This is a genomic window from Nostoc sp. TCL26-01, assembly GCF_013393945.1.
Lineage (GTDB): Bacteria > Cyanobacteriota > Cyanobacteriia > Cyanobacteriales > Nostocaceae > Trichormus.
In genome coordinates this window covers 254,334-276,488 of sequence record NZ_CP040297.1, presented here as the reverse complement: position 1 = coordinate 276,488, position 22,155 = coordinate 254,334, and the positions used below count along the sequence as shown (strand labels likewise).

Genomic DNA, 22,155 nt, shown 5'->3' with positions numbered 1-22,155 from the left:
AGTTATGTCCCCCTGCGGTGCTACAGTGAAAGGTGACATTGCATAAACTTATGTCTTCTACGACCTTATCTGAAATATAGCTTCAATCATTAGGCGCAGCATGGTCACCACCGCAGAAAAAACAAACATCGGTTACATTACCCAAATCATTGGTCCGGTTGTAGACGTTAAATTCCCCGGCGGAAAATTACCGCAAATCTACAACGCTTTGACCATCAAAGGCACTAACGAAGCTGGACAGGAAATCAACTTGACCGTCGAAGTACAGCAACTTTTGGGCGACAACCAAGTGCGTGCTGTTGCTATGAGTTCCACCGATGGCTTAGTCCGTGGTCTGGAAGTTGTCGATACAGGCGCTCCCATCAGCGTACCGGTTGGTAAAGTAACCCTCGGTCGGATCTTCAACGTCCTGGGCGAACCCGTAGATAATCAAGGGCCAGTCAATGCTCAGGAGACTTTACCCATCCACCGTTCAGCGCCCCTACTCACTGATCTAGAAACCAAGCCTTCCGTTTTCGAGACAGGAATTAAGGTTGTTGACCTTCTGACTCCTTACCGACGCGGCGGTAAAATCGGTCTATTCGGCGGTGCAGGTGTCGGCAAGACCGTGATCATGATGGAATTGATTAACAACATTGCTACCCAGCATGGTGGCGTGTCTGTGTTCGCTGGCGTGGGAGAGCGTACCCGTGAAGGGAACGACCTTTACAACGAAATGATTGAATCTGGGGTAATCAACAAAGATAACCTCAACGAATCGAAAATCGCGCTAGTTTACGGTCAGATGAACGAACCACCCGGAGCAAGAATGCGGGTTGGTTTGTCTGGTTTGACAATGGCTGAATACTTCCGTGATGTCAACAAACAAGACGTACTGCTATTTGTTGACAACATTTTCCGATTTGTACAAGCCGGTTCAGAAGTATCGGCGCTGTTGGGTCGGATGCCTTCTGCTGTGGGATATCAGCCAACATTGGGTACTGATGTCGGTCAATTGCAAGAACGCATTACCTCCACAACTGAAGGTTCCATTACCTCAATTCAAGCTGTATACGTACCTGCGGATGACTTGACAGACCCCGCACCAGCAACTACCTTTGCTCACTTAGACGGTACAACTGTACTGTCTCGTGGTTTAGCATCTAAGGGTATTTATCCGGCGGTAGACCCCCTGGGTTCGACTTCTACCATGTTGCAGCCCAACATTGTTGGTGACGAACACTACAACACTGCGCGTGCTGTCCAATCAACCTTGCAACGCTACAAAGAACTCCAAGACATTATCGCCATTCTCGGTCTGGATGAATTGTCCGAAGAAGACCGTCTCACCGTAGCACGCGCCCGGAAGATTGAGCGCTTCTTGTCTCAACCCTTCTTCGTAGCTGAAGTATTCACCGGTTCCCCTGGTAAGTACGTGAAGTTAGAAGACACCATCAAAGGCTTCCAGAAGATTCTCTCTGGTGAGTTAGATGATCTGCCAGAACAAGCGTTCTATTTGGTAGGCGACATCAACGAAGCGATCGCCAAAGCAGAAAAAATCAAAGGCTAAAATTAGTCATTAGTCAATAGTCATTAGTCCAAAACTACTTGACTATTGACTGTTGACAGTTGACTGTTGACTATCAACCTGAATTTATGACCCTAACTGTCCGAGTAATTTCCCCAGATAAAACAGTATGGGATGCGGAAGCTGATGAAGTGGTTTTACCCAGCACTACCGGTCAGCTAGGTATCCTTACTGGACACGCACCACTATTAACAGCGCTAGATATCGGTGTCATGCGAGTACGCCCCAGCAAAAACCAAAGTTGGCAAGCGATCGCCCTGTTGGGTGGTTTTGCCGAAGTCGAAGAAAATGAAATCACTATTCTGGTGAATGGTGCTGAACGTGGCGACACGATTAACCTAGAAGAAGCACGTACTGACTATAGCCAAGCTCAAACAATTTTGAGTCAAGTACCAGCAGGCGATCGTCAAGCGCAAATCCAGGCTAGTCAAACCTTTAAACGCGCCCGCGCCCGTCTACAAGCTGCTGGTGGTTTAGTCTAAAATCATACATACCAAGTAAACTAAAGTTATGGGTTGAGCAATTGTCCAACCCATAGTTTTTTAGTGAGTATAAAACATCATTTGACATTATTGACCAAAGTGTGGTATGTAATCAGACAAAATTAATTACACAAGTTATTTCCTGTAACCTGTAACCTATAACCCAATACGATTCAGTTAAGGTTGTCACCTTATCGATCTCAGAAGAACCAAGACTTGGGAGATTCTCCCCCAAACCCCCGATTGGGAGAAGTTTGTGGGGAAGGTTTCCTTCCACAAAACTTCGGACGGTTGCGTCCCCCAAACCCCCTCCAAAAATAGATCTGTTTTATGTGTAGCAATTCATTAATTAAAAATTACTAAATTTGAACGCCCGTAATTTAGTGTTATTAATCCTGAAAATCCAGATTATTAAGCATAGTCACAAAAACTGGAGAGTCTAGTTTAGATTATAACACGGTAAAGTTTAATCCTGACTATGTTAAATCAATAAAACTCTGATATTGTATTCAGTTTAAATTTCGCTTAGTAATATTAGCGTTCCTTAGTAATTACAGAATTTCCGTCACTAATACTGACTTTTTGAATAAAAACATCTTGACAAGATGATAAAATATCGCTGGTCATTTGATTGGCAATATTCTCAAAATTTTGTGGTGTTAATCCAGATTGATTATCACCACTCAGATTAATAGAAATGGTGAGAATATGTGCCTCGTCGGCAAGTGGTTGATGTCTGGTTAGACGGCACTCAAATTCTTCACTCCAGGCTGGTGAATCACTCCCTTTTTCTCGCCCGTATACCTTAACTCTTTGAATGGAAGCAGCATCTAAACTGATAATTCCTTTGCGGACAAATGCGACTAAAGTTTGTTGCTGAGGAACTTTTGCTGATTCCAACATCACCTGCAAGCAAGAGTCTTGCAAAATAACTTTTGCAGAGATACCTTTGGGTTTCAAATGACGATTCATCAAAAATGCGATCGCCTGAGTGTTGCCTTGTTGAGCAAGCTTTACCAGTTTTGTCTGTATCATAAGCAAATAAGGAAAAAATTAAGCCATCAATCTTCTATGCTCATGATTCCCTATTTACCAAGACAAACAACATTTGGCAGTGGGGAGTAGTGAGTGGAGAACTGCAAAATTTAGGCTTCAAGTTTGTCTATGAAGATTTATCAACCTCATGCTTGGCCTGTGACGGTAGAAGAAGCAATAGTTATTCAAGAAAAATTGCGGAATCAAGTCATTACACAGGATGAACTAGAACAACCTGTGGAATATGTTGCTGGTGTAGATATGGGTTTTACAGCTGATGGGACAATTAGTCGTGCTGCTGTAGCTGTGTTGAGTTTTCCAGATTTGCAGGTAATTGAAACTCACCTGGCGTATCGTCCGACTTCCTTTCCTTACATACCTGGATTCCTTTCTTTTCGAGAAATTCCCGCAGTCCTTGATGCTTTGGAAAAGATGCAAACAACACCAGATATCATCCTTTGTGATGGTCAAGGCATCGCCCATCCCCGGAGATTTGGTATAGCTAGTCACTTAGGGGTGATTATCAATATACCCACAATCGGTGTAGCAAAATCGTTACTCATTGGTCAACATCAGGAGTTACCAGCAACTAGAGGTAGTTGGCAACCCTTGATACATCAGGGTGAAACTATTGGTGCAGTTTTACGAACCAGAGTGGGAGTTAAACCTGTGTATGTTTCTAGTGGTCATAAAATCAGTTTAGCGACAGCTATTGACTATGTTTTACGCTGCACACCCAAGTATCGCTTACCAGAAACTACGCGAGTGGCTGATAAGCTAGCCTCTAATCGATAAAATAAAAATCACAATGTTGATTTGTTGAAGTTTGTTCTCAAAACTTGCTTACTACCACTCAATCGTGTTAGGAATCGCACAGAAAGAAGTTGAAGTAGCTAAATACGAGTTATCAAAGTTAGAACAATGAACGCACTAACTCTACAGTGGCACGATGCTGGTGAAAATAAAACTCAGCAGATTTACGAACAAGAACTAAGTAAAAATAAAAATCCTGGCAGTATCCGCATCGGTCGAGATCCTCTCCGGTGCGACATTGTTTTGACTAATCCGACAGTATCAGGTCTGCATATAGAAATCTTTTTTGATTCTCAGCAACAAAATTTTTATATCAGAAATTTGCGATCGCAAAATCCCCCCGTCATCAATGGAGAACAACTTATCCAAGGTGAACAAGCTTTAAAACAAGGTAGTATTATTTTCCTGGGTCAAGCAAAACTAGAAGTCACTGCTGTCAATGTTAATGCGATCGCTGCCACACTGATAGTGACACCACCACAAAATAATCCTCGTCCAGCAACACCTCCTGCACGTCCACAGTCACCAGTACAGCCAGTACAACCAGTACATCATCACCATCCAGTGACACCACAAGGAACTTACGGTTTAGAGTGTCCTAAATGCCGTCGCATCTCCCCCCAAGAGAATCTACAAGTCGGCTGTCCTTGGTGTGGTACATCTCTAGCAGCAGCAGTCAGCGTCTTGGTAGCACCAAATAGTAGAAGAGAGTGAGAGAGTGTGGGAGTGCTGTTAGCGGTAGCGGGGCGTTTAGCCCGTGCTGAGTGCTGAGTGCTGAGTGCTGAGTGCTGACTATTGACTATTGACTATTGACCAATGACCAATGACCAATGACCAATGACTATTGACTATTGACCAATGACTAACCTACAAATTCAATTGAGTTGGGAAGATCCGACGACAGGGGAACGGCGAGAACCAAAGTTGAATATACCTGTGGCTTTTGGTCGAGAATTCGCTCGTTTGCCTGTGGAACTAGAAGGACAGCGTGTTTCTAGAATGCTGCTGAATAGTAACGAGGTTTCTCGCTATCATGCGGCCATTGTTTGGGAACAAAATCAACTGGTAGTAATTGACCAAGGCAGTATTAATGGTGTATTTGTCAATGGTCAGCGCCAAACACGCAGCGTTCTGACTAATGGCGATGCTTTACAGATTGGCCCTTATATAATGATGGTGACTTTGGCGACTAATGCCACTGTTCAAGTTACTAATCCGCCTTCATTAATTCAATTTAACCCCAAAACCAATCTTCCTGATCCCAGCATACCGCCAGCCCCACCAGTCACACCTCTGGGCAGCAATTTTCCCCCACCAGTATTTCAAGTAGAACAGGTTCCTGTACAAGCATTGCACGCTACCGGCTTACCTGTAGATGAATGTGACTATTTAGCTGTGGGGGCTGGACTAGGTAGTTTCGTTTGGGTTGATTTGGTGCGAGTTAGTGGTGTGCGTGCCGATAAGATTATCGCTTTGGGCTTAGAACCAGAACCTTATGCCCGTTATCGACGGCTTTGCATGAATTCGCAAATACCTTTACATGAGAGATTGCGATCAAATTCTGATTCTTGTCCTGATAGTGTGTGGGGTTGGCCTAGTTATGCTTGGCGAGAAGCTTGGCGGGATCTCACCAAAGGTAATTTAAACACGGCTTGCAAGTATTTATGGCAAGTGTTTGCCGAACCAGCTTTTGCTGAAACTTATACTCCCCGTTCTGGTAATGTTTTTGACTCCATTGACCGGGAAGCCAAGCGCATTGGCTGGAGTCAAATTTATCGTTATGGACGAGTCAGGGCAATTCGCAAAACGGATGATGGTAGATATTGTGTAGCCTATTCTCAAGGTCAGGGAAAACACGCTTTTGTTGTGACTCGTTATTTACACTTGGCTACTGGGTATCCAGCAATTCAATTTCTCCCAGATTTGCAAGCTTTCAGAGAAAAATATCAAGATTTTAAATCTGTGGTAAATGCCTATGAAGCACATAATCATGTATATGAACAATTAGAACGCCAAGGTGGGACGGTGATGATTCGCGGTAGGGGAATTGTCGCTTCCCGTGTCGTACAACGGATTTATGAGGCGCGGCGAAAAAATCCTAACATTACAGTTTTGCATTTAATGCGATCGCCTAAACCCCAAGGCAATAAATTTCAAAAAGCCCAGCGTGTAGTTAAAAATCATTACGAGTTTCAACCTTTTAACTGGCCAAAAGGCTGTTGGAGTGGTGAACTACGCGCCATGCTAGAAAAAGCCAGCCCAGAAGAACGCAAAAGTATGTTAGCAGATTGGGGTGGAACAACTACCGCCGACCGTCGAGACTGGCAACGCATTACGGAAGAAGGGTTGAGAGAAGGTTGGTATCAAATTACTTTTGGTGAGGTGAAAGGGGTAGAACGAGACGCACAAAATCGCACGATTACCGAAATTCAGGAAAAAGGTTTTGGGCAAATGAACTTGGCAGCTGACTTTATTATTGATGCCACTGGTTTAGATGCCAAGGCGCAAGTTAGCCCTTTGCTAGATGATTTTGTCAAGCATTACAACCTACCTCTAAATTATTTAGGACGCTTGGCTGTTGCCAATAATTTTGAAATTCCCGAAATGCGCAATGGGAAAAGTCAAATGTACGCAGCCGGGGCCATTACCCTGGGTGGCCCCTACGCCGCCGTTGATAGTTTCTTAGGTTTACAATACGCCGCCTTAGTCGCTGTCGATGGACTCGCCGCCGCCCGCGCACCTGGAATCAAGCGTCTAAATGTATTCAGTTCTTTTGGGCAATGGTTGAAGTGGGTCTTTAATCAATCACCATGTTGAGTGGGGAGTGCTGAGTCCTGAGTGCTGAGTACTGAGTGCTGAGTGCTGAGTCCTGAGTGCTGAGTAGTGACCATTGACCATTGACCATTGACCATTGACCATTGACCATTGACTAATGACCATTGACCATTGACCATTGACCCCAGAAATATGAAATTTCCGCAATAAAAGACAAGAAAGATACTCTGTAATGGTGTAGAAATGTATAGAATCTTGTAAAGATATAAAATAAAGTCTTTTTAAGATGCAAACATTTCCAGTTCATTCCTCAATGCAGCTGTCTTTAGCGCCGAAACCATGTCAGCCTTTGAAGATTATTGCACTGGGGGATAGCTTAGTATATGGCTTTGGCGACCCAGAAACAGGGGGTTGGGTCGAGCAATTGCGGCGCAGGTGGATGTTACCCAATAGCTCTGGTCACGTCCTGTATAATTTGGGAGTAAGAGGCGATCGCACTCAGCAAGTAGCCCAAAGGCTAGAAGTAGAATTTCGCCATCGTGGCGAATTGCGAAATCAAGTCCCTGACTTAATTATCCTCTCTGTTGGAGTTAATGATTCAGCCCGGTTAGCTCGTCCCAATGGACGTAACTATACAGATATTGCTGTATTTGCATCAGAAATGGCTTCTCTACTAGACCAAGCACAGCAACTATGTCCTGTGCTATTTGTCGGTATGGTTCCAGTCAATGAAGCCAAAATGCCTTTTTTAGACTGCTTTTATTTTAATCATGCCGATCAGTATCGTTACAAAGAAGCCACGCGCATTGCTTGCAAACAAAGACAAATTCCCTATTTAGATATTTTCGACCAATGGATAGTACGCGGTGAAGCATGGCGCAATCAACGCCTTAGTGAAGATGGGCTTCATCCTAATACCTTGGGCTATCAAGCTTTATTAGAAGATGTCATGAATTGGGAACCACTAGCAGCCTATCATGCTCCATCAGCTTATCAACTGACTTGAAAGAGTCTTGGTCGAGATGGGATAAATCGCCTCTGTATAAGAGTGCTGTTAAGGTAGCAAGAAACATCACAATTCTCAAGCAATTGCTGTCATCGGTAGATTGTTTAGCTTATATTTATTTACTATGGATAGCTGATTTGTAAACAAAATCCCGACGCTTACCGCTTAAGTTTAGGGTGAATAATGACCACCTCCTACTATGGCACTCATATTTGATTTTTGTTGGCGTAGCCTGCGCTTACGCATACAAAACTCAGTACACCTTTATTCTTTCTTTCCAGTCCCCAGTCCCCAGTCCCCAGTCCCTTACCTCTACTAGTGATTCAGAAATCAAATCGGATTACTATAATTACTACCTATTCTACTCAGCACTCATTACTCTTATGACTCCAACTTTATTTGGTCGTTGGCAAACAAGGCTTTTATTACTGGCTACCGTGGGTGTATTAGTTTCTTTGCCTTTTGCACTAGGTTTAATTGGTTCTAGCCCGAATTCTGTTTATTTTTGGATTCTGGGTTATATTGCTATTTTTGGTTTAGGATGGGACATAATTTACATCTACATCCAAAAGTTTCGTTGGGATAGAGATTGGCCAGCCGCTTTTCAGGTCATAGCTGGTATTTGGGAATTCATCTTTGTTTTCTGTGGAGTCAAACTCTTTGGTTTTTTACCAATACCTCTACCTAAAGAAGAATTATCACCCGAAATTTTTCTGCTCCACTATAGCTTAGTCTGGTTAGCAGTTTTTCTCATTTCCCAAAGTCTCATGCGTATCCTCTTTCCCCGTTGGCGTTATCGTGGGGGACAGTGGTTGTAAATCATATTTATAAAACAGAAGTCCACAGGCTGTAGGGGCGGGTTCACAAATCTGCTTCCATCATTCACGAATATCTTGTCAACCCGCCCCTACCGTTTTATGAGAAATGCGCGTCTAGAGAAATAGTTCTCAGTGCAGAAAAAATTGTATTTGTCTTCTATTGTGCATGAGGGAAAATATACTAATATTAAATCAAACAGCTTTACAAGTATAAAAAAATGGGACTCCGTGACTGGGCGACTAGAGTAACGCTGATTTTTCTGATGTTAGCTGCTCTAATTTTGGCACTTTTGGCTGGGAAAGCTACACAGTTACAAAAGAATACAGCCTCATCAAATCCAGAAATTGCTGCTTGGAGTCAACAATATCCCCAAATTCAACAAGTCCAGTCTGTGAAAAGAGAAGTTAAGGAAGCCCCATCTGTACCTAAATCATCAGTTACGAAAAATCAGGTTACTAGCAGATACACTACTACACAAGCTTTTGCCCAGTATAAACCCAGATATGGAGTAGCGGCAGTAGACCCCAGCAATTATGGTGACAGATATACTACAGACGCTAATGGCATAGCTTTAAAGAATCAACCAATCATCGTGATTCACGAAACTAGTGATTCTGCTTCTAGTGCGGTTAACTTTTTTCAAACACCCCACACAGATGAAAATGTCCAAGCTAGCTACCACGCCATAGTCACACTAGATGGTACTGTCATATATTTAGTACCGCCAGAAAAACGTGCTTTTGGTGCTGCTAACTCAATTTTTGCAGGGACAGATGGAACAGAAACAGTACAAACCAACCCTAACTTACCACCATCTGTAAATAACTTTGCTTATCATGTTTCTTTAGAAACTCCCCCAGATGGACGCGGTAATAATTTCTTAAAATCTCATAGTGGCTACACACAGACACAATATAATTCTTTAGCTTGGTTAATTGCCCAAAGTCAAGTACCAGACGATCGCATTACCACTCATAAAAATGTAGATCGTTCTGGACAAAGAGTAGACCCCCTAAGCTTTGATTTTGAAAAGTTCTTCAATTTGCTAAATAACTATCGCCAATTAAGCCCAGTTTACCGCGCCAGCCATCCGTAAAGGGAGTGAGTGCTGAGTGCTGTTAGCGGTAGCGGGGCGTTCAGCCCGTGCTGAGTGAGGGAGTGAGGGAGTGAGGGAGTGCTGAGTGAAAGTCGCAGGTAGGAGAGTGCTGACTATTGACTATTGACTATTGACTATTGACTAACGACCAACTTCATTCGCAATAATCCCGACTAAATTTAGTCTGTTCAAAATTTCCACGGCTTGAGTTAGTTCAGTTTGAGTTACCCAACCAATACGCCCAACCATCATAATACCATTGCAATAGGAAGCTAATATCCTGGCATCGACTGTACCTAAGATAGGGGGAGCATCGATTAAAACTAGGTCGTAGGTTTCCTCAAATGACTCAATCAGTTCCTTGAGATGTTGAGAACTGAGTAATTTTACCGCATCTTCTGGTGTTGGGCCTGCGGTCAAGATGTCGATCGCTGGATGAATTGGTTGGATGTAATCTTGAAATTGTGAATTTGTCTCATCTAATAAAAGCAGAGATAATCCCCAATCGTTAGATAGTTGGAGAGTTTTGTGTAATTTAGGCGATCGTAAGTTAGCATCAATTAATAGTACTCGTCTGTGCATATGCGCCGCACTAGCTGCTAACCCCAGCGCTAGAGTTGTTCTTCCTTCTCCTGGTAGCGCTGAAGTTATCATCACAGACTTGAAAGAAAACGGATACTTCAATATTTGGGTGTTTTGATACACCATATCTAAAGTTTCATGGCAAGGTAGCCAAGATTCAGCCTCAATTACCGCTGGAGGAAGTTTGCTCTCTCCCAGCCAAGATAAACTAGGCAAGCGTTTTTCCATAGCGCGTGGTGCTAGTTTCGGTACTGCTCCTAGTAATCTTAAGTTTGCCACTTTTTGCAACTCTTGTGCAGAATGAATAATTCGATGACGCATTCCCCATATCAGCGCCATCACCACACCTAAAATCGGCCCAGTCACCATACCTGCAATTACCAACCATAATCTATCATTGCTAGAGTAAGTTCCTAAAGTTGGTTCTTCCAAAACTTGCCAATCAAAACCACCTTGAGCAATTTTCAATCCCACTGACTGTTGTGCTTGCAGCATTTGCTCTAAAGTTTTGCGTTGAGTTTCTACCTCTGGTAATAAACGCTGATATTCTGCTATCAATGTAGGATATTTGCTCAACTCCAAACGAGTACGCTGTTCTGATTCTGCTAGACTTTTTTCATTAGCAACTAATCCAAGAGCCGTTGTTTGTAATTGGATTAATTCTTCCACAAGATTGGGATCAACTCCCACAAATTGCTTTTGTGCTTCCTCTATTTCTTGTGTACTTTCAGCAGTCAGTCGCTTTAGCTCTTGCTGTAATAATTTTAATTGACTCTGGCGTTCTTGCTTTAAAGTTTGAACAACAGGAGAATCATCTGTATAGCGTAGTTGTTCTTGAGTTAAAGCTTGTTCTGTTTTTTGCAACTCACTCAACAGAGTTTGATAGCGACTTGATTGATTTAATCGTAAAGAAAAAGCTGCTTTGCGGCTAGAATCAGCAATTTTTTGTTCTAAGTTTTGGTAGCGTGTTTGTACATCTTGTAGCTGTGCGCGAGTGATTTGTAACTGTTGTTGAATATCAGCCAGAGATTTTACTAATATTTTACTTTGTAATTCTGGGTCTAAGACATTATGCTTTTTTCGGAATTGCTCTAATTTTTTCTCAGCTTGTTTTACCTGATTTTTAATCACTGGTAAGCGAGTATTAATAAAAGCTAATCCTTGATTAAAACGCTCCTTGCGTTCCTCTAAATTGTAGTTTTGATAGACTTGTTGTAGAGCTAAAAGTACTTTCTGGGTTTTAACTGGATCGTTATCTTGAAAAGAAATGTTTAAGATGGGATTAATACTCGAATTAATTACTGGCTCATCTGCTAACTGAGGCAATTCTAAAACTGCTATTTTTTCTTTAATCTCTCCTACATTAATCTGAGGATAATCAGGACGCAATAATTTGACGGCTGCATCTATTAATTTAGAACTGAGCATTAAATTCTTTTGAGTCGCATAATAATCATTGGTTAATTGACTATTTTTTCCACCTACTTCTTCAGCTACATTAGCACTTACTAATATCTGCATATAGCTCTTGTAGTTAGGTTTAGTCATGATAGCCATAACACTCGTGACTGACATGACAACACAAGAAACACCTATGACGATGAACCGTCGGCGCATGAGAATTTTGGAGATGTGCCGAAATTTAACTGTATTTGGTAAAGAATTAGTCATAAATTTTCCTGATTTTAGACTGATGTTAGACACTATTTAATTCCTCTAATATCAAACAAACTATCTAAATATTTAAGATAATTTTATTTAATTAGGATTGAGACTGTTGACCAATGAATATATGATTGATATTTTGTTGCAAAAGTTACTTTTTTAAAATACAAGATGCAAACAATTTAATTTCCTATAGCCATGAGACTATAGAGCTTAAATGTAGCCTATTGTTATTGTCAACTATTTTTTAATTCTTTTACCATATCATCATTAGTAAATACTGGTTCCTTTTTGATGTTGGATATTTGTGTATTCAACGTATTTAATCATGCTCAGAATATATAATAAGTTCAGATGCTTAAGTTTTTAAAACCACAAATAATTTGCTTGTATTACTTATGTAAATGTTATTTTCATCACAAACTATATCTAAAATAGGAGCTAATTTTTATTTCAAAGCGACAACTCACAGATTCCTCATTTCTCTGATAAATCAGGGATATTGTTGCTGATATATAAGATAAATCTGCTATATTTACTACTAATATAATTACTGATAAAATAAATTTTTATGAGTCTCGCTAATTAGTTAACATAAACATTGATCGCTCAAAGCATTGTTAGCAAGTATATATACATCACAAGGAAAATTTAATTATTCTATCTGTATCAGCCAAGTCAAGGCTATCAGCAATTACTTGTAGGGAAAGAATATAAAAGTAACTAATTTTGGTTTAGGGATGAATATTAAAATTGAAGCTTAGGTAAAATTATCTGCTATTTTTCCGGTTTTTATCAAACTGTGTGGTACACGGGTGTAATAGTATAGGTGTGCAAAACCATTACACCCCCATACCCTTATACCATTTCACGTTAATCATGATACAAATAAATCATGTAGAGACGTTGCATTGCAACGTCTCTACTGTTCATATTCAAAGGAAATTGGTATTACACCCCTTCCTGCGGATCAGGTTTTTTATTCAGTCTCGACTTTTACACCCCGCCAGAAAGCAACGTAACCCTCAATGTTTTTGGCTTTCTCTTTAGCACTGGGATAGTACCAAGCAGCATCTTTATTGACTTGTCCTTCAACTTCGATAGTGTAATAACTAGCGACACCCTTCCAAGGACAAGTAGTGTGAGTATCACTATCTTGAAAATACTGCTTGTTAACTGCGTCTGCGGGAAAATAATGATTGCCTTCCACGACGATGGTGTTATCGCTTTCGGCTAATACGGTTCCATTCCAAATGGCTTTTGGCATAAGTGTGTTTGTGATGAAAGTTTACACTTAACATTTTGACACTTCCTACGACATCAGCAAGTTTACCCCAATTGCTCACCAGATTTTGATCAGTAGTTTGGGTTGAGGCTTTGGGTAACCCAACACCAATATTCATACTGAGTTTTTAAGATCCATGTTGGGTTGCGCTGCACTTAACTCAACCTTGTATATTGAGAGAAATGCAGGTTTAGTAGCGATCGCCTACATTGATGATTACCTAAAGGGAAAAATGGATCAAGTGGATCTGAGAAATTAATCACAAATTTATGATGAAAAAGATACTTTGGTTTCCTACTGTCACCCTCATCTGTGCAATCACTTTAAGTATTTTTAATTTACCAGGAAATAGTCAGACTCAAACTCTCACCTCAACAGCGAACATAAGGTATGTTCCTCCCAGCACTCAGGAAAAACCAGGTGAACCCAGGGGACGACGCAGAGGCGGTGGTAGTCGCGGCCCTTGTAAGCAGTATGAAACACTCACAGCCTTAGTACCGATTACCAAAACAGAAACTAAAGAAGCAGTTTGGGGACAGTCAACATCAGCAAATCCTACCTTTTGGTTTTTTGTTCCTGAAAAGTTAACTCCCAAGGTTCCGATCGAATTTGTGATTCAAGACGACGCTGACAATTATTTATATCAAACAAAGTTTAATCCCTCAGAAACACCATCAGGTATTGTCAGCCTCGCTGTCAAACCCAAAGTACCTTTACAAGCTGGTAAATCATATCATTGGACTTTTTCTATTTATTGCGATGGTGCTAAACCTTCCGCTTCTGTCTATGTTCGTGGCACAATCAAACAAGTTGCTCTCAACCCAACTCTGCAAAAGCAACTCCAAGAGATGAAAACTCCCTTAGCACGAGCTGCTTTTTTTGCTGAAAATGGCATTTGGTATGATAGTCTCACAACCTTGGGAGAACAAATCCAAAACAGTAAACGCAAAGATCCAGAAATTGCCTCAGCTTGGACAGAACTACTTAAACAAGCGAATTTAAACAACTCGGCTTCATCTGCGATCGTACCTTGCTGTACACCTAAGTAATAAGTAACGCGAAACTCAAAAATCGATGTTGGGTTGCGCTACACTCTATCCAACCTACATTTAATACTGATATAGCAAAGCGCCAGTTCTTCTATAGGTGAAGGCTGACGCTTTGCTGATTTATATTTATTTGCTATACACTAGGGTCTTTTTTGGCTGACTCCATGTTATTAATACTTATGATCCCCGATTTTTTGCCATTCATGGAATTCTTTAATAATTTTTTTAGATTTCGTTTGTTGAAGCATTTGTTAATCTTTGTGAATTTTTGTTTGCTTTGGTGTAATCGAGGCTCCGAGAATTTCGGAAACCCAGACTTCAAAATTGCGGATGGGATGAGAACGGAGGACTGTATCACCATGAACAATTGGTTCTACCAGGATGGTAAACATACCTAAGCGGTTACCGGCTAGGACATCGGTAAATAAGCGATCGCCTACCATCCCTACTTGATGTACTGGTAAATTCATCGCCTGAAGTGCAGCTCGAATTTTGCGGCGTGAAGGTTTTGCCGCACCTAAATAGTAAGGTAGGTTCAAAGAACGAGCAATACCACCAATTCTGGGTTCACTGAGGTTGTTACTCACTAACCACAGTGCTGTAGTCGTGCGGATTTGCTCTACCCATGCCTTCAACTCTGGCGAAGCTGCACCCACTGTAATGGGTACAAGCGTTTCATCTACATCTAACACCAATCCCTTCAGCCCATAATTTGCAATAATCTCTGGTGTGAGGTGCAAAACAGAACCTTCTAAAATCAAATCAGGCTGTAAGAACTTGTTCCCTATCATATTAATTTTTAATGGGCAACCATTGATCCTATTCAACTTCATTAAAAAGTTGTTCTTCTAACAGGGGTTGCACTTGGCGAAACTCTTCTGGGGAGAGTAATACTGGTTCACCCGTTTTTGTGATTTTAGCAAAAAACAGCAGAGGATCTAGAGGTGTATAAATCGCATACTCCTGATCTTCATAATAGAAGTTAGCGAGTAGTTGGAGTTGTTCTGGTTCTAAATCTGCTGCTTCGTCTTCAATTTCGAGGGTAAATAGTTCTGACTCTTCTACTGGAGGTAAATCACCTGCCACAGTCAGAGCATAGGCTGTTTGTTTGAGCAATAGGTTTTGTTCAGCTAAGACAGCTTGAGCCGTGCCAAAAATTTGGTCAACAATGGCATCATCAAACTCTACCAAGATGGCTTCTTCTTCCTCGTATTCACCTTGCCAAGCAAAAATTTCTATGGGTGAGTCTACCGGCAGCAACAAAACGTATTCTTGTTCATCCACTGAGAGTGAATGTTCGATGTAACATTCCAGCGATCGCCCTTTTTCATCAGTCAGGGTGATGGAACCTGTAGGAGCATGGTCGTTATCTTCAGAAAATGGAGAGGAAAACATAGCCAATGTGTAAAACTTTTAATAAGTACTAGCAGCAGTAAAACAGCTTTGCTGTTGAATGACAAATCATGTCAAGCAAATAGCCTTAAACTTAGATACAACTGCTATGTAACAGCTTTCAGAATATCATGTTAAAAGGTATCAATACTCTAATGCCTCAACTGAACTGTGAGCTTGAGAGCGTCTAGTATCCAGCCACTGCTGCAAAATTAGTGCAGCTGCTTTGCGATCAATTAAGCCCTTATGGCGTGATGGCGAGCGATTTTCCGCTATCAGCATTTGCTCTGCTTGAAAAGAAGTCAGTCGCTCATCAACATATTCCATAGGTATTGCCAATGCTTTAGCCAGCCTTGTCGCTAATTTTTGCACATGGCGAGCTTGAAAGCCGATAGAACCATCCATTGAATAGGGTAAACCAATCACCAAAATTTCTACTTGACGTTCATTGACTATGGTGCGGATTTGTGCTACGTCTCGTTCAAATGATGTACGTTCAATTGTCGTGATCCCAGTAGCAATCAACCCAGTGCGATCGCAACCAGCTACACCAATCCGCTTGCGCCCCAAATCCAAACCCAAAGCTGAGATGTAATTAGTCATTAGTCAATAGTCAATGGTCAATAGTCATTAGTCAATGGTCATTGGTCAACAGTTAAAATTATTTTCCCCTTGTCCCCTTGTCCCCTTGTCTCTCACTCCCTCACTCTCTCACTCCCTTCTCTGGCTGTCCATCACTCAAATCAGGTTGAGAAGACGGTTCTACTTTGCTGTTTTTACCGCCAAAGGTCATGGGATCTGATTGACTGGGTACAGGAATATCAGCAGATGATGGCTGTCTGGTGTGTACCCATGACATTCCCCCTGGTATGGGTTTACGGGCGGGTTGTAAACCTTGCAGCACATCAGTCCATTGAATTCCTTCTAAGGAGACAAATTTTGACTCCCGCAGTTTGTGCCAGACTGAGCGAGACATAATTAGTGTATGTTCGATGCGTTTAGCACCGATACGCTCTAAATATTCTTCTCGTTCTGGTTGGTAGTCAGAGGAGGCTAATTGTAAGCCTTGCTGAGGAAAGTCTTGAGCGATGCGTGCTAGTTGAGAGAGTAATTCTGGGTATAACCAAGTGTAAGCAGGGTGGACTGTCAATGTAGCAACGTGGGGAGTTTCCCCTTTGCGATCGAGTTGTACTTGAAAATAACCAATTGCTGCTTTGCGTTGTGGTTCAAATACATAACCACTGACTACTTCAACTTTCGTCATCCATTGTTTAACCGCATCACTCAACGCGCCAAATAAACTGGTTTTGAAGTCGCGGATATTGCGATCAAATACTTGACGTACCAATGGCGGCATGGATGCTGTATCTAATTGATACAAAAGTTGAGCATCAGCATTACTTACTGGTAGCAGATTGGGTAAATCTGGTTCTGCTTGTGCTAATTCTTGCAGTAGTTCTGGTTCAATTTCCCAGTAGGTAATTTCTGCTAAACGCTGAAATCCATTTTGTCGATACAGTGCTAGGGCTTCTATATCGTTGATATTTACTTCTAATAACCAAGTACGAGCTTCTAAAATCCCTTCAAAACAGTGGCGTAGCAGTTGTGAACCAATGCCTTGCTTGTCAGCAGCTCGATCCAAAATTACCTTCTCGACTCGCCAAGTGCTGCGTGTCCGATTAAATGGCGAAATTTGAATCATTCCTAAGAGCATCCGCCCCTGTTCAGCTACGTAAGCACAGAAACGATACTGTAGCGGGTTGGGAAACCAACTCAAAAATTTGAGTAAACCGTACCAGCGATGTAACCATTGCATATGGTTAGCAACATCACTAGCTCCCTTGGGTGTGAGGGCGGCGAATGATTCTTGAGAAATGCGTTCAATTCCGTCCAAATCCCGGTGTTGGACTGGCCGGATGACAACGCCAAGATTGCGAGAAGGTAATGAGGTCATTTTGATTTGAGCTGCCATTTAGCCTTAACTGGTTGGAATCAGAAGAACTGCTGCAATTATCTTAACGGCTTTGAGTGTTTTGCTCTTGCTCCAAAGGAGTGATTTTTGTAACTAAATATTTAAAAAATGAAAAAAGCAGACATCATGGTAACACCGTTTGGGGTTAAACCAACAATATCTGCTTCTATTTTATTGGCTTTTTTGTGAATTATTTTTTTTAATATTACAGCCCTTGCCGAGAAACGAGCTTTTCAAAGTTGGCTTGGGTTTGATGCAGTAGTTGCTGCCTGCTATCTTCTATTGTCTGCTTTAGCGGTGGAACCAGATTGCGAGCTTGCAGAGTCATGTGCAGCTGTAGGTGGGCAACATAGTCACTAAATTCTTCTTTTGGTAAAATTGCGCCCGTTGATAAGTTTGATTCCATTGCCACTGTGTTCTCCTTATCCTTTGATTGATGCTATTGCTTCACATCATCAAAACTTATCATGTTGTTTCATGTGTCTTCTTAATTTGCAACGAAGTTTAACGGTTGTTTGCATCATGACTTACGCGGACAAATCTGGGTTTCATTAGGGGTGGCTGATAACTGATAACTGATAACTGATGACTGATGGGGTGTAGGTTTAACTGAACCGTATTGCTAGATAAACTACCAATCCACCACCAGTAAGGATCACACCTAAAATTGCTGGAACCAAAGGTAACCAACCACCCATAAGGAACAAAATAATCGCACAACTACCATATAAAACCATAATTGTCATTCCCATCCCCAACCAAATGCCTACCGATGAACGCCAGCGCCAAACGACTAAACCTCCGATTAATGACCAAACCCCTATCCATAGGAATTCCCCAGGTTGTGATAACCACCAGATTAAAGGGCGATTATTCAAGACAGCACTGAGGATTTGACTAACCATATGCGCCTGAATTTCTAAGCCAGATAAACTACCTTGGGGAGTGCGCCAACGGTGATCATTAAAACTAGGATCTGTCGTACCAATGAGAACGATGCGATTTTTAGCTAAATTGGGATTAAATTGCTGACTGAGTACTTCTTGGAGAGTGACTGTTTGGGCAATGGATGTTGCAGTCCGGTAGTTGAGTAATATTTGATGACCACTGGCGTTAATGTTTTGGTATGCAGATGTGTTGGTTTCTAAGGTTTTAAATACTTTTTGACCGAGTTGGAGGTAATTATCTGAAGTTACACTGCTGTTTAGACCTTGATCAGTTAAATAACGTTTAGCCAATTGCCAACTAAAACTATATTGACTTTGACAAGGACTAGCATTACTCACCGCTAACAACTGACGACGTAACACATCATCGGTATCTATTAAAACATTATTAAATCCCTGATGATCGCCTGTTACTTCTGGTGGTGGTGCTACTCCTGGTTTACCATATTTGCAGATGACAAAAAAGCGATCGCTATTTTTCATCCTCTTGGCTAAGTCTTGGTTAGTTTTGCTGACAGGCGTTTCTCGATAAATATCCAAGCCGATAGCACGGGGTTGGAAAGATGCTAATCTAGCTAACAATTGGCTGAGTGAGCGTTCTGATAGGGAAGCTGCACCACGTTCGTTGATGGGTTGAGATTGGACATCTGCTGCGGTTATGGTGACAAGTAATAGTCTTTTGTCTTGTGCTTCCGGTGGTTTTAACTGGATTAATTGGTCATAAGCTTGCAACTCCCAAGCCTGCAAAAAACCGAGTGTACGTATTCCCAACACACAACCCATGATGAAAACACTGGCTAAAACCACTGTTTTGAGTGAGAGAGGCGGCGGGGAAGAGAGAACAAACCGGAGTGCTTGTTTTACCCAATTGTGATCAAAAACAGCTTGATAAATGGGATTTTTGACAACTAAGTTACCCTGTTGGAGACTTACCAAGCCAGACAAGCGTAATTCTAGATGTTCGGGAATATTTCTCGCCGGGATTTTGCCCCGTTGCAAAATTTGCTGGTATATTTGCAGTAAACTATCTCTAGAACTAGTTTTGCGGAGGATGCGATCGCGGATTGTTCGCAGATGTTCTGGTTGGTCTTGAGCCTCCCAATTTAAAATAATTTTTTCCCATACTAATTTGCGGACAGATGCTGGTGTTTGTACCTCTACAGCTTGCGCTATTAACCAACACAATTTTTGCGTCAGGAATGGTTGTCCACCAGTCCAATAAATAACTTCTTTTAATACTGCTTCAGCATGATTAACTTTATCTACAATTCCTGGAATTAGGGCTTGACTTTCCTGAACTTGAAACCCTTTTAACTCAATTGCTCTACCAATATTAAAAGGTGTAGCAAATTCATCTTGAATTAAATCTCCTGGTGTGGCTACTCCCAACAGCACAAAAGTCAGTCTTTGATATGCTGATTTAGTTGCTCGTTTAGTATAACAATTCCGAATTAGCGCAAAAAACTCATCTGTGGAAAAGTTTAAACTCAGAACACTATCTATTTCATCAATAAAAATTACAATATTTTGTTGAATTTGTGTCAGTAAAACGGTGTCAATAAATTCCTTTAAACACTGCACTGGAGATAAATCATTATGTTCGCGTAACCAGTTGCGCCGATTTACTTGCAGTGCAAATCCACTAATTAATTCTTGAATAATCCCACCATACCACTGCTGGGCTGTAATTTGTTGACTACCAATGCCACTCAATTCAATTTCTGCACAAGCAATTCCTTGCGCCTGTAATTTGAACATTGTTTGTATTCTCAAAGATGATTTCCCCATCTGTCGAGAATTCAGCACATAGCAATATTCACCTGCTAATAAAGCATCATATAGTTCCCCATCTGCTGCTCTCACAATATAAGTAGGAGCATTAGGTGGCAAACTACCCCCAGGTTGGTATTTATAATGAGATTGGGAATAGTCATTGGTCATTGGTCAATAGTCAATAGTCAATAGTCATTAGTCATTAGTCATTAGTCATTAGTTCTATACTCAGCACTCAGCACGCGGCTCATTGCCCTGCTTCCGCTAACAGCACTCAGCACTCAGTACTCCCCCACTCAGCACTCAGCACTCATAACTCTCCAATCGCATACCCAGATATTGACGATATAAATTACATCTCGTTTGCACTTTATTACCAGAGAGTTTGACCAGACCCATACTATATAATTGATAAGCTGATAAGGGTTCTATTTGGATGAAACTATCAGCATCAATCACTTTTTTAAAAGTAGCGGCTAATATCGGGTGTTTTTGTAAATTTAACCAATATTCCCAAAGATGAGAGCGATAGATACCTGCTTCTGTTACTGCTTCCACTAAAAGTTGTTGGAGTTGAACACTAGGATGATTTTTGAGATGAGCAAAAGCTAATTCTAATAAATAAGGATGTCCGCCGACTAGGTTAATTAATGGTGCTAATTGAGTATGGTCTAAGTCTAGCTGGTATTGTTTAGCGAATTCTAAAATTTGTTCTGGGGTAAACTCAGATAGTTCTATGGGTAATCCTACATTAAATGGTGACTGGTTAATATTGAGTTGGATATAAACATCTGTAGCATGGAGAATTGCTAGGCGTAATTTTTGCCATAGCTTGCGACTTCTAGCTTTTTCATACCACGATCGCAGTAGTCCAAAAAAGTCTTCGTAAATTTCTGGGTAGGGAAAAAGCAAATCTACATCATCTAAACACAGAACTAAGGGGCTGTCATATTGAGTGAGTAGATATTCTTCAAAATAGGTAGTACAGCTCACCTTGGAACCAATACCTTCTTCATCCCAATACTCATCTAACTCATGGGGAATTTTTAATTCCCGGCTAATGTTCACACAAAACCAACGTAAAAATTTATTGAGATTAGTAAAGTGGATATTTCTATCTGCTAATTCAAAACTCAGATGGACAGTTTGATAACCTGCATTTTTTATCTGTTCTAAAACTCGTGTCATTAAGTAAGTTTTGCCCATTAAACTAGGAGCTTTCACCCGAATTAATGAACCCGGTTGTAAAAGATGTTCGTAACAAAGAGATTCTATCGGTGGACGTGCAATATAAATGGCAGCATCAGCTATGTCTGACTGGGTAGATGTCTCATTTTTTGGTAATTCTTCACCATATTGATCATCAACTATTTGCTCCTGATGATTAGCAGACAGTTTTTGTTGTTCCCAATATCTTTTGAGGGCTTCTTTGAAGTTACTTTTTTTAACTTTTTCACCTAAAGCATCTGTCAATAATTTCCATAGCTTAGGGGCAACATCTTGACTAATATAAGTAGTGGCATACTGTTGTTTGGCGGCGATTATATCATAATCTTCTCTCTCCCAAGCGCCTTTTAAAATTACGATTTCAATATCTGTGAGGTTTCTCTTAAATTTTGTCCATACTACTTGATTAGCTGTTTTGATAGCTTCATTCAAGTTAAATTCCATAGCTGTTGAAATCAGGATATTTTTCTCTGTGGGGAGGATGTAGCTCTTGGGGAAGACTAAGAGCTAATAGAACTTACGCAGTGTCACTAAATTTTCTAGCTTTTTTGTCAACAGTCCAAAAAAACTTGATTTTGACTATTGACCATTGACTATTGACCACCCTCATTTATGGTTTATTGGTTAAGTGCGTAAGTCCTAGAATCTATGGTATTGGTTAGGCGATCGC

General features: G+C 41.1%; 20 protein-coding genes. 9 read left to right on the top strand and 11 right to left on the bottom strand.

Translation table 11 applies throughout. The annotated features are described in order from the left end of the window. Positions 1-100: 100 nt before the first annotated feature. Both atpD and atpC read left to right on the top strand, forming a co-directional pair. Entirely contained in the window at positions 101-1,549 is a 1,449-nt protein-coding gene (gene atpD / locus FD725_RS01100; RefSeq protein ID WP_179046427.1) for a F0F1 ATP synthase subunit beta, read from the top strand. An 86-nt stretch (positions 1,550-1,635) separates the two neighbouring features. Further along, positions 1,636-2,049, top strand: a complete 414-nt coding sequence (gene atpC, locus FD725_RS01095; RefSeq protein ID WP_179051375.1) for an ATP synthase F1 subunit epsilon — start codon at positions 1,636-1,638, stop codon at positions 2,047-2,049. Positions 2,050-2,583: 534 nt separating this feature from the next. On the opposite strand, the gene FD725_RS01090 is transcribed toward atpC, so the two are convergent. Beyond that, positions 2,584-3,084: a hypothetical protein gene (locus FD725_RS01090; protein ID WP_179046426.1), complete on the bottom strand. Its 501-nt coding sequence runs from the start codon at positions 3,082-3,084 to the stop codon at positions 2,584-2,586. A gap of 129 nt (positions 3,085-3,213) precedes the next feature. Between FD725_RS01090 and nfi the strand changes: the two genes are divergently transcribed. The 3 genes from nfi (at position 3,214) to FD725_RS01075 (ending at position 6,714) form a co-directional block, all read left to right on the top strand. After that, positions 3,214-3,879, top strand: coding sequence for a deoxyribonuclease V (nfi, locus tag FD725_RS01085; protein WP_179046425.1), 666 nt, complete (start codon positions 3,214-3,216; stop codon positions 3,877-3,879). A gap of 126 nt (positions 3,880-4,005) precedes the next feature. Beyond that, positions 4,006-4,611, top strand: a complete 606-nt coding sequence (locus tag FD725_RS01080; RefSeq protein WP_179046424.1) for an FHA domain-containing protein — start codon at positions 4,006-4,008, stop codon at positions 4,609-4,611. A 144-nt stretch (positions 4,612-4,755) separates the two neighbouring features. After that, positions 4,756-6,714, top strand: coding sequence for an FHA domain-containing protein (locus tag FD725_RS01075; RefSeq protein ID WP_179046423.1), 1,959 nt, complete (start codon positions 4,756-4,758; stop codon positions 6,712-6,714). Here the strand turns inward: FD725_RS01075 and FD725_RS01070 are convergent. Next, entirely contained in the window at positions 6,699-6,851 is a 153-nt protein-coding gene (locus FD725_RS01070; RefSeq protein WP_179046422.1) for a hypothetical protein, read from the bottom strand. The genes FD725_RS01075 and FD725_RS01070 overlap by 16 nt on opposite strands. A gap of 107 nt (positions 6,852-6,958) precedes the next feature. On the opposite strand from FD725_RS01070, the gene FD725_RS01065 reads away from it, so the two are divergent. From FD725_RS01065 to FD725_RS01055, 3 genes are all read left to right on the top strand, one after another. Then, complete coding sequence (locus FD725_RS01065) at positions 6,959-7,678, top strand: GDSL-type esterase/lipase family protein (protein WP_179046421.1); 720 nt, start codon at positions 6,959-6,961, stop codon at positions 7,676-7,678. Positions 7,679-8,061: 383 nt separating this feature from the next. Beyond that, the gene (locus tag FD725_RS01060; RefSeq protein ID WP_179046420.1) at positions 8,062-8,496 is read left to right on the top strand and encodes a hypothetical protein; all 435 of its coding nucleotides are present in this window, start codon (positions 8,062-8,064) and stop codon (positions 8,494-8,496) included. Between the two features lie 218 nt (positions 8,497-8,714). Then, positions 8,715-9,593, top strand: coding sequence for a peptidoglycan recognition family protein (locus tag FD725_RS01055; RefSeq protein WP_179046419.1), 879 nt, complete (start codon positions 8,715-8,717; stop codon positions 9,591-9,593). Positions 9,594-9,734: 141 nt separating this feature from the next. Here FD725_RS01055 and FD725_RS01050 read toward each other — a convergent pair whose 3' ends face one another. Beyond that, positions 9,735-11,846, bottom strand: coding sequence for an exopolysaccharide transport family protein (locus FD725_RS01050; RefSeq protein ID WP_179046418.1), 2,112 nt, complete (start codon positions 11,844-11,846; stop codon positions 9,735-9,737). 973 nt (positions 11,847-12,819) lie between these two features. Next, positions 12,820-13,107 carry a DUF427 domain-containing protein gene (locus tag FD725_RS01045; RefSeq protein WP_179046417.1) on the bottom strand — a complete coding sequence of 96 codons (288 nt, stop codon included), beginning with the start codon at positions 13,105-13,107 and terminating at the stop codon, positions 12,820-12,822. 287 nt (positions 13,108-13,394) lie between these two features. On the opposite strand from FD725_RS01045, the gene FD725_RS01040 reads away from it, so the two are divergent. Then, positions 13,395-14,174 (top strand): DUF928 domain-containing protein, encoded by a 780-nt coding sequence (locus FD725_RS01040; RefSeq protein ID WP_256871822.1) that lies wholly within the window; start codon positions 13,395-13,397, stop codon positions 14,172-14,174. A 251-nt stretch (positions 14,175-14,425) separates the two neighbouring features. Here the strand turns inward: FD725_RS01040 and FD725_RS01035 are convergent, their stop codons facing one another. The 7 genes from FD725_RS01035 to FD725_RS01005 all read right to left on the bottom strand — a co-directional run bounded on the left by FD725_RS01035 (position 14,426) and on the right by FD725_RS01005 (position 21,929). Continuing rightward, on the bottom strand, positions 14,426-14,965 hold the full coding sequence (locus FD725_RS01035) for a YqeG family HAD IIIA-type phosphatase (protein ID WP_179046416.1): 540 nt from the start codon (positions 14,963-14,965) through the stop codon (positions 14,426-14,428). Between the two features lie 28 nt (positions 14,966-14,993). Beyond that, entirely contained in the window at positions 14,994-15,569 is a 576-nt protein-coding gene (locus tag FD725_RS01030; RefSeq protein WP_179046415.1) for a DUF3727 domain-containing protein, read from the bottom strand. Positions 15,570-15,710: 141 nt separating this feature from the next. Beyond that, positions 15,711-16,169, bottom strand: a complete 459-nt coding sequence (gene ruvX / locus FD725_RS01025; RefSeq protein ID WP_179046414.1) for a Holliday junction resolvase RuvX — start codon at positions 16,167-16,169, stop codon at positions 15,711-15,713. A 100-nt stretch (positions 16,170-16,269) separates the two neighbouring features. Then, a complete protein-coding gene (locus FD725_RS01020; RefSeq protein WP_179046413.1) occupies positions 16,270-17,538 on the bottom strand; it encodes a GNAT family N-acetyltransferase in 1,269 nt (422 codons plus the stop codon). Positions 17,539-17,743: 205 nt separating this feature from the next. Beyond that, on the bottom strand, positions 17,744-17,944 hold the full coding sequence (locus FD725_RS01015; RefSeq protein ID WP_179046412.1) for a hypothetical protein: 201 nt from the start codon (positions 17,942-17,944) through the stop codon (positions 17,744-17,746). Positions 17,945-18,143: 199 nt separating this feature from the next. Next, positions 18,144-20,426, bottom strand: coding sequence for a CHASE2 domain-containing protein (locus tag FD725_RS01010; RefSeq protein WP_179046411.1), 2,283 nt, complete (start codon positions 20,424-20,426; stop codon positions 18,144-18,146). 135 nt (positions 20,427-20,561) lie between these two features. Further along, a complete protein-coding gene (locus tag FD725_RS01005; protein ID WP_179046410.1) occupies positions 20,562-21,929 on the bottom strand; it encodes an AAA-like domain-containing protein in 1,368 nt (455 codons plus the stop codon). Positions 21,930-22,155 lie beyond the last annotated feature (226 nt).

Coding starts and splice junctions, on each gene's coding strand:
- FD725_RS01060 (WP_179046420.1), top strand. CDS start 8,062: ATGACTCCAACTTTATTTGGTCGTTGGCAAACAAGGCTTTTATTACTG.
- FD725_RS01055 (WP_179046419.1), top strand. CDS start 8,715: ATGGGACTCCGTGACTGGGCGACTAGAGTAACGCTGATTTTTCTGATG.
- nfi (WP_179046425.1), top strand. CDS start 3,214: ATGAAGATTTATCAACCTCATGCTTGGCCTGTGACGGTAGAAGAAGCA.
- FD725_RS01020 (WP_179046413.1), bottom strand. CDS start 17,538: ATGGCAGCTCAAATCAAAATGACCTCATTACCTTCTCGCAATCTTGGC.
- ruvX (WP_179046414.1), bottom strand. CDS start 16,169: ATGACTAATTACATCTCAGCTTTGGGTTTGGATTTGGGGCGCAAGCGG.
- FD725_RS01035 (WP_179046416.1), bottom strand. CDS start 14,965: ATGATAGGGAACAAGTTCTTACAGCCTGATTTGATTTTAGAAGGTTCT.
- FD725_RS01010 (WP_179046411.1), bottom strand. CDS start 20,426: ATGACCAATGACTATTCCCAATCTCATTATAAATACCAACCTGGGGGT.
- FD725_RS01030 (WP_179046415.1), bottom strand. CDS start 15,569: ATGTTTTCCTCTCCATTTTCTGAAGATAACGACCATGCTCCTACAGGT.
- FD725_RS01080 (WP_179046424.1), top strand. CDS start 4,006: ATGAACGCACTAACTCTACAGTGGCACGATGCTGGTGAAAATAAAACT.
- FD725_RS01065 (WP_179046421.1), top strand. CDS start 6,959: ATGCAAACATTTCCAGTTCATTCCTCAATGCAGCTGTCTTTAGCGCCG.
- FD725_RS01015 (WP_179046412.1), bottom strand. CDS start 17,944: ATGGAATCAAACTTATCAACGGGCGCAATTTTACCAAAAGAAGAATTT.
- FD725_RS01005 (WP_179046410.1), bottom strand. CDS start 21,929: ATGGAATTTAACTTGAATGAAGCTATCAAAACAGCTAATCAAGTAGTA.
- FD725_RS01040 (WP_256871822.1), top strand. CDS start 13,395: ATGATGAAAAAGATACTTTGGTTTCCTACTGTCACCCTCATCTGTGCA.
- FD725_RS01045 (WP_179046417.1), bottom strand. CDS start 13,107: ATGCCAAAAGCCATTTGGAATGGAACCGTATTAGCCGAAAGCGATAAC.
- atpC (WP_179051375.1), top strand. CDS start 1,636: ATGACCCTAACTGTCCGAGTAATTTCCCCAGATAAAACAGTATGGGAT.
- atpD (WP_179046427.1), top strand. CDS start 101: ATGGTCACCACCGCAGAAAAAACAAACATCGGTTACATTACCCAAATC.
- FD725_RS01075 (WP_179046423.1), top strand. CDS start 4,756: ATGACTAACCTACAAATTCAATTGAGTTGGGAAGATCCGACGACAGGG.
- FD725_RS01090 (WP_179046426.1), bottom strand. CDS start 3,084: ATGATACAGACAAAACTGGTAAAGCTTGCTCAACAAGGCAACACTCAG.
- FD725_RS01070 (WP_179046422.1), bottom strand. CDS start 6,851: ATGGTCAATGGTCAATGGTCATTAGTCAATGGTCAATGGTCAATGGTC.
- FD725_RS01050 (WP_179046418.1), bottom strand. CDS start 11,846: ATGACTAATTCTTTACCAAATACAGTTAAATTTCGGCACATCTCCAAA.